Origin of the sequence: Ihubacter sp. rT4E-8 (genome assembly GCF_049852125.1) — a bacterium.
GTDB lineage: Bacteria > Bacillota > Clostridia > Peptostreptococcales > Anaerovoracaceae > Senimuribacter.
In genome coordinates, this window is the sequence record NZ_CP187532.1 from 608114 (window position 1) to 621187 (window position 13074).

At 45.3% G+C, this 13074-nt stretch carries 16 protein-coding genes; 15 read left to right on the plus strand and 1 reads right to left on the minus strand.

The window, feature by feature from the left end; all coding sequences use genetic code 11:
• Positions 1 to 94: 94 nt before the first annotated feature.
• Positions 95 to 970, minus strand: coding sequence for a PhzF family phenazine biosynthesis protein (locus ACPW7J_RS03025; protein ID WP_161873518.1), 876 nt, complete (start codon positions 968 to 970; stop codon positions 95 to 97).
• Positions 971 to 1233: 263 nt separating this feature from the next.
• On the opposite strand from ACPW7J_RS03025, the gene ACPW7J_RS03030 reads away from it, so the two are divergent.
• From ACPW7J_RS03030 to ACPW7J_RS03100, 15 genes are all read left to right on the plus strand, one after another.
• Positions 1234 to 1890, plus strand: coding sequence for a transglycosylase SLT domain-containing protein (locus ACPW7J_RS03030; protein WP_161873517.1), 657 nt, complete (start codon positions 1234 to 1236; stop codon positions 1888 to 1890).
• Between the two features lie 325 nt (positions 1891 to 2215).
• Positions 2216 to 2965: a transglycosylase SLT domain-containing protein gene (locus ACPW7J_RS03035; protein WP_425756476.1), complete on the plus strand. Its 750-nt coding sequence runs from the start codon at positions 2216 to 2218 to the stop codon at positions 2963 to 2965.
• Between the two features lie 185 nt (positions 2966 to 3150).
• Positions 3151 to 4209 carry an S-methyl-5-thioribose-1-phosphate isomerase gene (gene mtnA, locus ACPW7J_RS03040; protein ID WP_425756478.1) on the plus strand — a complete coding sequence of 353 codons (1059 nt, stop codon included), beginning with the start codon at positions 3151 to 3153 and terminating at the stop codon, positions 4207 to 4209.
• A complete protein-coding gene (locus tag ACPW7J_RS03045) occupies positions 4206 to 5132 on the plus strand; it encodes a DMT family transporter (RefSeq protein WP_424959317.1) in 927 nt (308 codons plus the stop codon). The genes mtnA and ACPW7J_RS03045 overlap by 4 nt, the downstream gene beginning before the upstream one ends.
• Positions 5122 to 6051, plus strand: a complete 930-nt coding sequence (locus tag ACPW7J_RS03050; protein ID WP_424959318.1) for a DMT family transporter — start codon at positions 5122 to 5124, stop codon at positions 6049 to 6051. Before ACPW7J_RS03045 ends, ACPW7J_RS03050 begins: the two co-directional genes overlap by 11 nt.
• Entirely contained in the window at positions 6048 to 6824 is a 777-nt protein-coding gene (locus ACPW7J_RS03055; protein WP_161873512.1) for a segregation/condensation protein A, read from the plus strand. The genes ACPW7J_RS03050 and ACPW7J_RS03055 overlap by 4 nt, the downstream gene beginning before the upstream one ends.
• A complete protein-coding gene (gene scpB, locus ACPW7J_RS03060) occupies positions 6814 to 7500 on the plus strand; it encodes an SMC-Scp complex subunit ScpB (RefSeq protein ID WP_424959319.1) in 687 nt (228 codons plus the stop codon). Before ACPW7J_RS03055 ends, scpB begins: the two co-directional genes overlap by 11 nt.
• A gap of 3 nt (positions 7501 to 7503) precedes the next feature.
• The gene (locus tag ACPW7J_RS03065) at positions 7504 to 8148 is read left to right on the plus strand and encodes a CpXC domain-containing protein (protein WP_424959320.1); all 645 of its coding nucleotides are present in this window, start codon (positions 7504 to 7506) and stop codon (positions 8146 to 8148) included.
• A 128-nt stretch (positions 8149 to 8276) separates the two neighbouring features.
• Positions 8277 to 9275, plus strand: a complete 999-nt coding sequence (locus ACPW7J_RS03070; RefSeq protein WP_424959321.1) for a transglutaminase-like domain-containing protein — start codon at positions 8277 to 8279, stop codon at positions 9273 to 9275.
• Positions 9276 to 9296: 21 nt separating this feature from the next.
• Entirely contained in the window at positions 9297 to 10331 is a 1035-nt protein-coding gene (locus ACPW7J_RS03075) for a type II secretion system F family protein (RefSeq protein ID WP_425756481.1), read from the plus strand.
• A gap of 3 nt (positions 10332 to 10334) precedes the next feature.
• Complete coding sequence (locus tag ACPW7J_RS03080) at positions 10335 to 10661, plus strand: hypothetical protein (RefSeq protein ID WP_424959322.1); 327 nt, start codon at positions 10335 to 10337, stop codon at positions 10659 to 10661.
• Positions 10658 to 11152: a DUF4860 domain-containing protein gene (locus tag ACPW7J_RS03085; RefSeq protein WP_425756483.1), complete on the plus strand. Its 495-nt coding sequence runs from the start codon at positions 10658 to 10660 to the stop codon at positions 11150 to 11152. Before ACPW7J_RS03080 ends, ACPW7J_RS03085 begins: the two co-directional genes overlap by 4 nt.
• Positions 11142 to 11582: a type IV pilus modification PilV family protein gene (locus tag ACPW7J_RS03090; RefSeq protein ID WP_425756485.1), complete on the plus strand. Its 441-nt coding sequence runs from the start codon at positions 11142 to 11144 to the stop codon at positions 11580 to 11582. The genes ACPW7J_RS03085 and ACPW7J_RS03090 overlap by 11 nt, the downstream gene beginning before the upstream one ends.
• Positions 11575 to 12012: a hypothetical protein gene (locus tag ACPW7J_RS03095; RefSeq protein WP_425756487.1), complete on the plus strand. Its 438-nt coding sequence runs from the start codon at positions 11575 to 11577 to the stop codon at positions 12010 to 12012. The genes ACPW7J_RS03090 and ACPW7J_RS03095 overlap by 8 nt, the downstream gene beginning before the upstream one ends.
• Complete coding sequence (locus tag ACPW7J_RS03100; protein WP_425756488.1) at positions 12009 to 13067, plus strand: type IV pilus twitching motility protein PilT; 1059 nt, start codon at positions 12009 to 12011, stop codon at positions 13065 to 13067. The genes ACPW7J_RS03095 and ACPW7J_RS03100 overlap by 4 nt, the downstream gene beginning before the upstream one ends.
• The last annotated feature ends 7 nt before the right edge of the window (positions 13068 to 13074 follow it).

Genomic DNA, 13074 nt, shown 5'->3' on the forward strand with positions numbered 1-13074 from the left:
TATGGTGAAAGAAAGAGCAGGGGGTAACGAAAAACTCCTGGCGTCTGGGGAATTTTGGGCGTCAGGAGTTTTTCTATGTTCATGGTATTCTGTACTAAATATGAATTTCACCTTCGGCCAGAACTATGGCGCTGCCGCCGACTTTAATTTGACAATCTTCGCTGGTCGCGTTAATTTCTGTTAAAATCATCGATGGCCGACCCATTTTTTCGCCTTGAATGATTTTGCAGGCGTCCTGATTTTTAATCAGGTTATTGAGATGGAAAAAGTATGTCAGCGCGCCGTTGGAAGTACCCGTAGCGGCTTCTTCGTCGATGTCGTAGAGAGGCGCGAAGTTTCTGGCGTGAGCAGTAACGCCGTCTTCTGCATCCAACGTAAAGGCATGAACGCCAGTGACCTCGTAACGTGCGGAGAGATCGGACAGCGCTTTCATATCAGGCTCCATAGCATTCAGGTCAGTTTGGGAGGCAACAGGCATCATAATGTCTGGCAGTCCCGTGGAAATCAGACGCGGCAATAAAGTGATTTTTGAAGGATCATAGGATGCTCCCATGATATGGTACAGTTCTTTGACAGCGGCGGGATCATCCATTGTGCTGATCAAAGTTGGGGACGCCATGTCCATCATGACGAAACCATCCTTTATGTTGATTGAAAGGTCTCCTGCCAGAGTGTGGTTGATACAGGTGCAGTTTTGACCGATTAAACCCAGGTGCATCAATGCGGCAAAGGAACCGATGGTGGCATGACCGCAAAGATCGACTTCAGCGGCTGGCGTGAAATAACGAATTTGAAACTCATGATCATCCATTACCTTGATAAAGGCTGTTTCGGAGTAACGCAATTCGGCGGCGGTTTTTACGCAGATTTCGTCAGATGGGAAGTCTGCGCCTGCAGGAAGAATCACAACGCCGGCAGGATTTCCTCCGAAAGCAGTATCGGTAAAAGCGTCTACAATTAAAAACTTCATAATGACCTCCTCGTGTAACCTCAAATATATAGTTATAGTATAGGTGAAAAAAGAGAATCTGGCAAGAACAATTCTATATTGTATACAATTGTAGTTTTGATATAAAATTATCGGATAAAAATTATAAAAAAATAACGTTTTGAAGGAAATGTATGTGAAAACGAGGTGAATTATAGCAGCAGATTGCGTAAAGCCGTTTTGGCACGCCTATACTATTAAGGTCACTGAAAGGTGACAATTTGAGAAAAAGAGGAGAAATAATTATGGCTAAGAAGCTATATGTTGTGTGGCTCTTGATCGTCATGTTGATTTTCTCATCATTTTCTATTTATGCTGATCCGAAGACGCAATCAAAAGCTGATGAGGAAAAAGAAAGCCGCACAACGGCAGCGTTTCCGGCGCAAATTGAGCTGGAAACTGCTATGGCAGCTGCAAAAACTGCCGTAGATAAAAGAAATGAAGATTATTTAAAGGGTTTGGCCGCCTATATTCGTCATGTTAATCGGAACGTGACAGAAGGCGAGGCGGCGGCTATGGTAAGATATTTTGTAGAATATGCTGATCGATATGAAGTAGATGAGAAGATTGTAATGGCTATCGCACAGAATGAAAGTACGTATTATTGTGATGCTGTTAGCTGTGAAGATTTCAAAGGGCTAATGCAGACGGGAGATGGCCTTGCCAGAAACGCGGGCTATGATCCGACAGAGCTTTTTGATCCACAGGTGAGCATTCAAGTAGGCGCCAGATATCTCTCTATAAAGTTAGATGAGTTCGGCGATATGAGACTGGCTTTAACTGCCTACAATCAGGGATCCGGCTCGGTCCATTCGGGAAATTATTCTACCGGTTACGCGGACCTGGCGATGGCCAGAGCGAAAGGGATGGAAAATTTCCTGCAAGTAAACGGATATATTTAGAAAAGCATAGAATAGAAAGCGGAAAGCGGTCTTGACAGAGAATGTCTGGGCCGCTGTCCGCTTTTTGTCGTTTCTTAAGATTTCTTAAGAAATTGACTGAAAGATTGTATATAACAGTGATATAAGCACAAAAAAATATAAATAAAATTATAATAAAAAACAATATATAAAAACTTGCTGTGAAATCCATGTGAATTATTAAGAAATCTTAAGAAATTGTGGCAGGGATTGTTTATAATAGAACAGGCGGCAGGGTAACGCAAACGGCGCGAGTTAAAAACCCTGCGAAGAAATCTAAAAAACTATGGAAAGGGAGAAGAACGACATGGCGAAGAAGCTGATTACATTTTTGCTTGCAATTACCCTCATCGCTGGCTCATCCGTCTCTATCTATGCAACAGACGAAACAACAATAGACGATAAAGAAATTACTATCATAGCTGCTAACAATCAAGATGTGGATGCGGCCAGTATGGAGAATGGCGCTAGTCCGGGAGGAGACGCGGTAATAAACCCGGGAGCTGATACCGACGATGATGCAGCGCCAGTTGAGAAGGAAACGAAGGCTGCAAAGACGAAAAAGGCAAAGTCCTCCGCGGCGTCAAAGAAAGAAGCAAAATATAAAAGAGGTCTTGCCGCTTACATAAGGCATGTCAATCCGAGCGTAGGCAAAACAAAGTCTTTGAACATGGCAGGATATTTTATTTCGAAAGGAAAAAAATATAATTTGCCGCCGGAAATTTTGATGGCGGTTGCACAGAATGAAAGTACATTCTACACAAATGTATGTAATCCATACGGATATAAGGGATTGATGCAGACCAGTGATTCTCTTGCCAGACAGTATGGATATAAACCTTCCAGCCTGTATAAGGCACAGGTCAGCATAGAGGTCGGCGCAAGATATCTGAGCAGCATGAAGAAACAATTCAAATCATATTCTAAGGCGCTTTCAGCTTACGCGTATGGCCCCGGCGCTGTGAAGGCCGGCAGATACTCTACCGGCATTGCCAATAGAGTGCTGAAGTATAGAGACAACATTGAAAAATATTTAAAAAGAAACAATTATGTTTAAAAACAGCAATTTACGGCGCATAGTATTATATAAATAGGAAAAACGCGGTTATCTCGGTCGGGAGAACCGCGTTTTTCGTAAGGCGTGGTTTTTCTGCCGATTTCTTCTTTATTCTTTTTTAATTCCGTGATAAAATGTGTACAGTATAATTTATATAGAAGGAAGCTAAGGAAGTTATCGTGAAAATGGAACTATTTGATCTTGCTCCGGTGAAGTATACTGATGATAAAATGCTGATTTTGGATCAGACCTTGTTGCCGGGCAGGGAAGTGTACATAGAAATGCAGACGAAAGAAGAAGTTTGGGACGCTATCTACAGGTTGAAAGTACGGGGCGCTCCGGCTATCGGTGTAGCAGCTGCTTACGGATTGTATATAGCCATAAAGGATCTGCCGGCATCAGATTATAATGTAGAAATCTTTGGCGCTGTATTGGGCGAGACCGCAGAGTATTTGGCGTCTGCCAGGCCTACAGCTGTAAATTTGTCGTGGGCCTTAAATCGAATGGTGAAAGCTTTTGACGCCGCAAAGCCCGACACAGCAGAGAAAGCTAAACAGATACTTTTTGATGAGGCAGAGGCCATAAGAAGGGAAGACGAGGAGGCCTGTTATGCTATGGGTAAGTATGGCCTGTCGCTGCTGAAGCCGGGTATGGGAATTCTGACTCACTGCAATGCGGGGACGATTGCTACGGCAAAGTATGGGACTTGCCTGGCGCCGGTTTACTTGGGACAGCAGCAGGGATATGATTTTCGAGTTTTTGCGGACGAAACCAGACCTCTTTTGCAGGGAGCGCGGTTAACTGCGTGGGAATTGCAGAAGGCAGGGGTTGATGTGACGCTGATCTGCGACAACATGGCGTCTATCGTAATGAAAAACGGGTGGATTGACGCGGTGGTAGTCGGCTGTGACAGGATGGCAGCCAACGGGGACGGGGCAAATAAGATCGGCACCAGCGGCGTTGCGATTCTGGCAAAGGAATACGGAATCCCGTTTTATATGTTTGTGCCGACGTCTACCATCGACCTGAGCACACCGACGGGAAATGATATCTGTATTGAACTCCGCGACGGTGCGGAAATTGGAAGCATGTGGTACGCGCATCCTATGGCGCCTGCGGGAATTAAGACGTACAATCCAGCTTTTGACGTAACCTCAGCAGAATATATTACAGCGGTTGTCACAGAGAAAGGGATTGTAAGACCGCCATACAAGGAAAATCTGAAGAAGGTCATGACAAGATGAGAAAAGAAGTGAAGATTTATTTGTTGATGGTACTGGCGGCATTTCTCTGGTCAGGAGCGTTTATCGCCGCTAAATTTACAGCGCCTTACATTCCGTCGTCTTCTGTAACTACATTGCGTTTTGCCATCGCGACTGTTATGATTTATTGCATGATGAAGTGGAATCAGAAGCAAGAGCCAGATACGGCTTATCATTTTGATCGGCGGGATGTTTCCCACTTTCTGTTTTGTGGTATTGTGGGAATGGTAGGGTATCATATCTTTTTCTTTGAGGCGATGAAGTACACCACAGCCATCAATTCATCGATCATACGTGCGATCGATCCGATCTTAACAGTCGTATTGGCAGCGATTTTTTTACATCAAAAAGCGCCTGTAAGGCAGATTTTTGGTGTTGTACTGTCGCTGGCCGGTGTGGTGTTGACGATTACAGGAGGCAATCTGGCAGATTTGGCGTCAGTGGATCTGAACCGAGGCGATCTCTATATGCTGGGTGCGGTTTTGTCGTGGTCGGCATATGGAATCTATACAAAAAGCCGCTGCAGTCATATACCTCCGGTGGCGCTGACGTTTTACAGTTTTCTGGTGTGTACAATGGTACTTCTCCCGTTTTCGCTTATGGAAAAGCCGTGGGTATTTCTGCCGGAAGTACCGGCTTCGGCGTGGCTTGCGCTGTTGTTTATGGCAGTATTTTGTTCTGGAATTGCCTACTATATACAACAGATCGCTTTACGGGTTATAGGGCCGACACGATCTGCAATTTTTGTCAATTTGGTACCGGTGTTTTCCTTTATATTGGCGACGCTGATTTTGGGCGAGGAATTGCAGCCGGTGAAGATCCTGACTACGGTTTTGATTATTGCTGGAGTGTGTATTTGTCAGTTGACTGGAAATGGAAAAGAGGAACAGACGAATGGAAAATAAAAATAAGGGCTTTATCGCCCGTTATGTAAAGATTATTGTGGTACTGGCAGTAGTAGCGGGATCATCATCGGGCATTTTCGGCAGCGTGATACAGGCGCCGTCTATGGCTATCGGATTTTGGCGTTTGACCATGGGACTACCTTTTTTTGCTGTACCGGTATTGCTAAGACAAAGGGATACGCTGAAGGCTGTTTCAAAAAGGGATTATATCTGGACGTTTGTAGCGGGGACTTTTCTCTTTGGACACTTTTTCACCTGGTTTAATGCGGTGAAGATGACCAATATCGCCAGCGCTGTAGTCTTGGCCGCGCTTCATCCTTTGGTCGTGCTTCTGGTTACGGTGTTCATATTTAAACGCCATGTGGGCCGCAGGCCGGTTATGGGCATTATTCTGGCTCTGCTGGGAGGCGTTCTGATTGCGGGACTTGATTATCAGCAGTTGGCTGCAGGTAATTTTACTGGAGATGTGCTTGCCTTTCTCGCGGCGGTGTTTATGGGATTATACTTTACCATCGGCAACGAGGTACGGAAGAATGTGCCGGGACCGACTTATGTATTTTTGGTCTTCTTAGCTTGCTGGATCTGTTTTGCTATAGGTATGGTTGCTACGGGAACTCCTGCACTGGGGTATACGGCGGCAGATTATCTGTACTTGATTGGATTGACCTTGGTCTGTCAGATTGGCGCTCACGCTGTATTTAATCTGTGCTTTGGATACGTGGACTCTCTCTATGTATCTGCATGGGAATCGGGAGAATCAGTATTTGCGATCATCATGGGCGTTATGTTTTTGGGACAGATACCGAAATCCTGGGAGCTGCTGGGATGCGCGGTGGTAGTTATCGGTCTGCTGTATTATAACTATTACACGGGACTGGCAGAAAAGGAAGTGGAAAAGAAATCGGAGAAACAGGCATGAGCTATAAGGTGAGGATTGAAACTTTTGAAGGACCGTTTGATCTGCTCGTGTATCTGATCGAAAACGCGCAGATGAATATCTATGATATTCAGATTTCGGAGATCACACGTCAATATATGGCCTATATTGAAACGATGCGGTCGATGGATATTGGGGTAGCTACGGAATTTATGGTGCTGGCTGCTACGCTGATCGATATTAAGAGCAAGATGATTTTACCTCGGTATACGCCGGAAGGAGAAACTTTGACAGAGGAAGACCCGCGGAGCGAGCTGGTGGAAAGACTACTGGAATACAAGAAGTATAAACAGGGCGCGGAGATTCTCAGAGAACGTGAGGAAGCTATGGAGGGAGTGTACGAGAAGCCGCAGGAGGATATTTCTCAGTATGTTAACAATCCGGAGGAACAGCTGGACCTGGACATCGGCAAATTCGCGGAAGCTTTCCATCTGTTTTTACGTAAGAAGAAGCGTGAGGAGGATGTGCGCGCGCATTATACCAGAATTGAACGAGAGAAGGCTACTATTGAGACGCGGATGGTTTATATCAAAAATCGATTCATGCGGGCCATTGCTTCGGGGATTAAGAGAATATCTCTCCGCGAGCTGATCCCAAATAAGAAGGACCGCTACGATGTGGTGGTTACATTTGTGTCGGTTTTGCAGATGATGCGAGATAAGTATTTGGACGCGGAACAGGCAGTGACTTATGGAGAAATTACAGTATTGCCTGGTGAAAGAAAACTGGAGGAGGAGACATTACTTGAACAGTAAGCAGCAAATAAAATCGGCGTTGGAATCCATGATGTTCGTATGGGGACAACCCTTGGATGTGAAGACCTGCGCGGAGATGTTTGAGATGGAGAAGGAAGATATGGAGGCTCTTTTCGCGGAGCTAGCTGACGAATACGATCAGGAGGGTCGGGGCATTGCAATCCGTCAGGTTAACAAAGGGTTTCAGTTTGTCACAAGACCGGAAAATGGAGAATATATTGAACGGCTGTGCAGGCCGGTTAAAGTAAAGAAATTGTCGCAGTCCGCGTTGGAGGTTTTGGCGATTATCGCGTACAAGCAGCCGGTTACTAAAGGAGAAATCGACGCGATTCGCGGTATCAAATGCGACCGGGTAGTGGACGGGCTGATGAAGAAGGAACTGATCTGTGTCAAGGGGCGTTCGGAAGGCGTGGGAAGGCCCATGCTCTATGGCACGACTGATACGTTTTTGAAGAACTTCGGTTTTGCTTCTCTAAAGGAATTGCCGGATATCGACGATATAGAAGGAATTATCGGTACAGACGGATCTGACGTACGGTTTAACGAAGGATTTTCAAAGGAGATTGCGGAACAGGACGACGATCTTGAACAGATTTCTATAGACACTATTAACGTTTTAGAAACGGTGGGAAACCAAGACGCAACAGATGAAACAGACAGTATAGAGGAGGTATAATATATGGAGATGGAGAAGATAAGGTGTCCCGGATGTGGTCAGGAGCTTAACATGGGAATTCACGAATTTGTGGATGTGGAAGCGGATCCGGAACTGAAGGAACAGATTATGACAGGGGAACTGTTTTTGGTGAAGTGTCCGGATTGCGGCGAGGAGACGCTGGCGGAATATCCTGTCATGTATATGGATCCTGCTAAAAAGCTGAACATTTACATGGCGCCAGGTCATGATGGCGATTTGCTTATGCAGCTGAACAGTCTGGATATGCCGGAAGCGGAGGTTGATAAGGATGCTGTTTTTCGCGTGGTGGAAAGCGGCGAGGAGCTGCTGGAAAAGATTTTGATCTTTGATCGAGGCAGGGATGATAGGGTATTGGAGCTGTATAAGGCTATTATTGTAGAAAATATCAAGGATGAATGGCCGGATGTTCATCATAAGGACATACTTTATTTCACGGATGAGGACGAGGACTATTTCATTATCTGGAACTATGCTAATCTGGCGGGTGAGCAGTTGACGGTCAATCTCGATGAAGAAATGTATGCGCAGCTGAGAGATAACTATCTTCCAGCATTGGAAATTCCTGCAGGAGAGTATGCAGAGGTGAATGAAAAGTGGCTTGCTGAACGCATCGATGTGGAGCCGTAAGCAGGCGCGCAAAAAACACTTTAATTTGCATGCCAATTATGATATACTCTCATATAAGTATATATAGGCAAATCGCCTGTTGCGGCAGATTTGCGTGTATTATTTTAATTTTATGGAGGGACGATTTTATGTACAAGAGAAAAATGCTGCCGGTTACATTGGCGCTGCTGTTTCTGATGCTTCTGAGTTCCTGCAGTCAGACAGCCTCAGAGGGTGTGGTAATAGATGACATTCCTTATATCGAACAGGTTTCATTGGAATTTGATGACGAAACGAAGATTGAGGATGAGCCGGCTATACTTGCTAAGTCACCTTCTTTGCCGAGCAATATTTTGAAACCGCTTGCTTCCGGCAGTGAGGTGAAAGAAAACGAAAAGGCAATTATCGACTATTCAAATATAGTCGATGGTTATGTGATGGTGAAATTTACCGGGTCTACGACGAAGAAGCTAAAGTCGCAGGTTACCGGACCGACAACTACTTATACCTATAATCTTGATCAGGGAGAGTGGGCTACATTCCCGCTGTCTGATGGAAACGGCAGTTATAAGGTATCTGTATTTGAAAATGTTTCAGGCAATAAGTATTCGAACGTGCTTTCTGTCAGCTTTAAGGTAAAATTGACAGATGAGTTTGCGCCGTTCCTGCGCCCGAATCAATATGTGAATTACGAAAATGCACCGAAGACAATAAAAAAAGCTGCCAAGCTTGTTTCAAAAAAGGATGACGAGCTGAAAAAAGTAAAAAAGATCTATAATTTCGTTGTGAAGAATCTGAAATATGATACGAAAAAAGCGAAGACAGTACAGTCAGGATATTTACCTGATCTGGATAAGGTGCTTGCTAAGAAAAAGGGAATCTGCTTTGACTATGCTGCGTTGATGACTGGTATGCTGCGCAGTCAGGGTGTTCCGTGTAAGCTGGTAGTCGGTTATGCCGGCTCTGCTTATCATGCGTGGATCAGCGTGTGGAGTGAAGATACCGGTTGGATAGACGGCGCAATATACTTTGACGGAACTTCGTGGCAGCGTATGGATCCGACCTTTGTTTCTTCAGCAAAGAACAGCGCTTCTATCAAAAAATTTGTCGGTGATGGAAGTAACTATTCGCCGAAGTATCTCTATTAAGAGCTGAGAATGGAGAGCTGCATGAAAAAAATACTTTCAAACGAGATGATTTCCTCATTGACGCTGGAGATTTCGTTGCTTCTCCATGCGGGAATTCCTGTGGGAGACGCTTTGTCTTTGCTCTCTGAGGAAAGCGAGTATAAAGAACTTCTGCAGGGGATGGCTCAGAAAGCGGATGAAGGCGCGTCACTATCCACCTGTTTGCGGGAGAGTGAAAAATTCCCATCCTATGTATGCGGCTTGATTGACGTGGGAGAACATGCAGGCCGTACGGAGGAGGCGCTTAAGGCGCTTTCTTACTATTATGAGCGTCGTGTGCGATTAAATCGAAGAATTCGAAGCGCGTTTTTGTATCCGGCTATCATGCTTGTTTTGATGTTGATTGTAATTGGGGTGCTTTTAATCAAAGTATTACCTATTTTTGATGATGTATACGCGTCTTTAGGCGGCCAGCTGACCGGCGTGGGCGGCGGTTTGTTGATGCTGGGACATTGGTTGGACAGAGTTATGCCGGCATTATGGATTCTATTGGCTGTTGCGGTGATTTTCATCGCGGTATTTGCGGCAGCCGGCGCTTTTCGTGATAGAGTTCTGGCATTGTGGAGAAAACATCGCGGGGACAAGGGTATCTTCGGAAAGATCAATACGTCCAGACTGATTCAGGCCTTTGCTATGGGGATTTCCAGTGGTTTACAGGCTGAGGAATCATTGGATTTGGCAGCAGATCTTCTTGTGGATATACCTGCGGCCAGGAAGCGTTGCTTAAATTGCCGTACCTTATTGGATGAAGGCCAGACCCTTAGCATGGCTATGCAGGGCAGCAGTCTTCTTCCTGCCAGCGCGTGCAGACTGATGGAATTGGGGCAACGCAGCGGCGCTATGGATACGACGATTGAGAAGATTGCTGACGATTTGGCTGATCAGAGCGAATATGCCATAGAGGAGTTAGTCAGCCGTATTGAACCGGCATTGGTCTTGATTTGTTCGTTGCTGGTGGGGTTGATTTTACTTTCTGTTATGTTGCCGCTGATGCATATTATGGCGGCTATTGGGTAAGAAATGATGGAAAAGAAACGTTCCGCCTGGGGCGGACTTTTGCGAGGACTGTTGTTTCCGGTAATAGTAATTGTCATATTTATTTTCTTTGCCACTGCGTTTAACAGCTTGGATAAGGACAGAGGAAAGGAAAGTCTGGAGCAGCTGCAGGAAGCCATTCGGCGCAGCTGCGTGGCTTGTTATGCGGCGGAAGGAGCTTATCCTCCTAATTTGGAATATATTCAGGAATACTACGGCGTGCAAATTGATAACGTAAAATACACCGTACATTATACGGTAATTGCAGATAATTTGATGCCGGATATCACGGTATTGGAGAATAACCAATGAAAAACCGAAGGAATCATTTAGAGGGCTTGATTGCCCTTTTACTATTCGGCGTCTTTGCGGTATGTTTACTTATGGTATTGCTTTCGGGCGCCGATGCATATCAGAATTTAACAGAAAAGGATCAAATGTCGTATGATAACAGAGTTTGCGGCCAATATATCGCGACACAAGTGCGTCAGTACGATCATTTGGACAGTATTTCTATTGTAAAGTTTGGAGAAGGAGACGCGCTCTCCTTATCTCAGGAAATTGACGGAGAGCTTTATACTACGATAATCTACAGACATGGCAGTTATCTGATGGAGTTGTTTTGTTCTGCCTATTCTCAGATGTCGCCAGAGGATGGAGAAAAGATCATGCCTATACAGGAGTTGATGCTGTCCTTTGACGGCAGTATTCTTAGAGTTCAATACAAAGGCATCAGGGAGGAGAGGTTGACCTCTATGCTTCTGTCACCGCGAAGCGGGAAGGAGGCGTCTTATGAGAAGTAAAGCGCCTTTGATGATGATTGAGCAGATGGTCATGCTGTTGGTATTTGCCCTTGCTGCTGTATTATGTCTTCAGGCTTTCACATTGTCACAGAATATTTCTCAGCAAAATGTGTTCCGTGACAGAGCTGTAATCGAAGCACAGAATGCGGCGGAAGCCATGAAAAGCGGTCACGAGGATACATATTTCAAAGAGATGGAAGCGCATATTGATGACAGCGGCAGAGTTATTACATATGATGAAAACTGGAATCCAGTGGATACTTCAGAAGTACCGGCTGCGCGCGCTTCATTTATATTAACACTGTCTTATACAGATAGTGAACAGGATTACCTTAGTACAGCCGATATTGCTGTTTGCACGTCAGACGGTGAAGAACTGTTCAAAATGAAGGTGGCCTGGCAGGATCAGGAGGTGAGGGATCGTGCGTAAAAGAGATCGAGATAGTTTTTCACCGCCGGCAGTAGGCGGGGCGACTTTGCTGGTGATCTTCGCGGTTCTTTGCCTTACGGTGTTTTCTCTGTTAAGCCTTACGACGGTTCGAGCTGACAGCAGACTTAGCGAGGCGTCGGCTCAGGCAGTTTCCGACTATTACGCTGCGGACTGTGAAGCGCAGACGATTCTGGCCCGGCTTCGAAGCGGTGAGATGCCGGATTGCGTAAAGGTAAAAGGAAACCGGTATACATATACGTGCTCTATATCAGAGAACCAGGAGCTTTCAGTAGTATTGCGGCTGGATGGAGATCATTTTTCAATTTTACGGTGGCAGGAAAAGCCGTGTAGAAATGCAGAAATCGATGATCACCTTCCAGTTTGGGAAGGTGTCTCACAGGAGAAAAAAATGACGGAGGTTACGCTATGAGAGATTTGCTGGATTACCTGAGCAAAGCAGTGGAGGATCACGCTTCGGATATCTTTATCGTAGCAGGCGGTCCTGTCTGTGTGAAATTAGATAAAAGCGTATGTCCTGTCGATCAGGACCGAATTCTTCCAGATGACAGTGAAAAACTCATTACCAGCATTTATGAACACGCCGGACGTTCAATGGATCATTTTTTAAAACACGGAGACGACGACTTTTCTTTTTCCGTGGCAGGCTTAGCACGTTTTCGTGTGAATACATATCGGCAGCGCGGTTCAATGGCGGCGGTGGTCCGTGTAGTGGCTTTTGGTATTCCCAATTGGCAGGAACTCGGGATTCCTGAACAGGTTATGGAATTGTCAACGGCAACTCACGGTATGATTTTGGTTACAGGTACTGCGGGAAGCGGGAAATCAACTACGCAGGCGTGCATTATCGATCGTATTAATCAGACAAGGGATTGTCATATCATTACTATGGAAAACCCGATTGAATATTTGCATCGCAATAACCGCAGCATTGTTAGTCAGAGGGAGATCGCTATTGATACAGAGGACTATATTTCTGCTCTGCGCGCTTGTTTGCGTCAGGCGCCGGATGTAATATTGCTGGGCGAAATGCGAGATCACGATACCATTCGTACGGCAATGACCGCGGCTGAGACAGGCCACCTGATCATTGCCACGCTTCATACAAAGGGTACCGTAAATACCATCGACAGAATTGTGGACTCCTTTCCGAGCGAACAGCAGGGACAAGTAAGAACGCAACTCAGTATGGTACTTCGTACCGTTGTATCCCAGCAGCTTTTGCCAGGGCAGGATGGTAATTTGGTGCCGGCCTTTGAAATTATGCATATGAATAATGCCATCAAAAGCTTAATTCGAGATAATAAAAGCCATCAAATCAATAATGCTATTGCCGCGGGCGGCGCTGAAGGTATGATTTCTATGGATCAGGCGATTTTATCTCTATATCAGGAAGGGAAAATTTCGAAGGACATAGCTCTCGTTTATGCTGATAATCAAGAGCAGATGCAGAGAAGGCTGGTATAATATTATA

What these genes read in the sequence shown, in the direction of transcription:
- ACPW7J_RS03025 (WP_161873518.1), bottom strand. Translation starts at nt 970, where the DNA reads ATGAAGTTTTTAATTGTAGACGCTTTTACCGATACTGCTTTCGGAGGA.
- ACPW7J_RS03030 (WP_161873517.1), top strand. Translation starts at nt 1,234, where the DNA reads ATGGCTAAGAAGCTATATGTTGTGTGGCTCTTGATCGTCATGTTGATT.
- ACPW7J_RS03035 (WP_425756476.1), top strand. Translation starts at nt 2,216, where the DNA reads ATGGCGAAGAAGCTGATTACATTTTTGCTTGCAATTACCCTCATCGCT.
- mtnA (WP_425756478.1), top strand. Translation starts at nt 3,151, where the DNA reads ATGGAACTATTTGATCTTGCTCCGGTGAAGTATACTGATGATAAAATG.
- ACPW7J_RS03045 (WP_424959317.1), top strand. Translation starts at nt 4,206, where the DNA reads ATGAGAAAAGAAGTGAAGATTTATTTGTTGATGGTACTGGCGGCATTT.
- ACPW7J_RS03050 (WP_424959318.1), top strand. Translation starts at nt 5,122, where the DNA reads ATGGAAAATAAAAATAAGGGCTTTATCGCCCGTTATGTAAAGATTATT.
- ACPW7J_RS03055 (WP_161873512.1), top strand. Translation starts at nt 6,048, where the DNA reads ATGAGCTATAAGGTGAGGATTGAAACTTTTGAAGGACCGTTTGATCTG.
- ACPW7J_RS03065 (WP_424959320.1), top strand. Translation starts at nt 7,504, where the DNA reads ATGGAGATGGAGAAGATAAGGTGTCCCGGATGTGGTCAGGAGCTTAAC.
- ACPW7J_RS03070 (WP_424959321.1), top strand. Translation starts at nt 8,277, where the DNA reads ATGTACAAGAGAAAAATGCTGCCGGTTACATTGGCGCTGCTGTTTCTG.
- ACPW7J_RS03075 (WP_425756481.1), top strand. Translation starts at nt 9,297, where the DNA reads ATGAAAAAAATACTTTCAAACGAGATGATTTCCTCATTGACGCTGGAG.
- ACPW7J_RS03080 (WP_424959322.1), top strand. Translation starts at nt 10,335, where the DNA reads ATGATGGAAAAGAAACGTTCCGCCTGGGGCGGACTTTTGCGAGGACTG.
- ACPW7J_RS03085 (WP_425756483.1), top strand. Translation starts at nt 10,658, where the DNA reads ATGAAAAACCGAAGGAATCATTTAGAGGGCTTGATTGCCCTTTTACTA.
- ACPW7J_RS03090 (WP_425756485.1), top strand. Translation starts at nt 11,142, where the DNA reads ATGAGAAGTAAAGCGCCTTTGATGATGATTGAGCAGATGGTCATGCTG.
- ACPW7J_RS03100 (WP_425756488.1), top strand. Translation starts at nt 12,009, where the DNA reads ATGAGAGATTTGCTGGATTACCTGAGCAAAGCAGTGGAGGATCACGCT.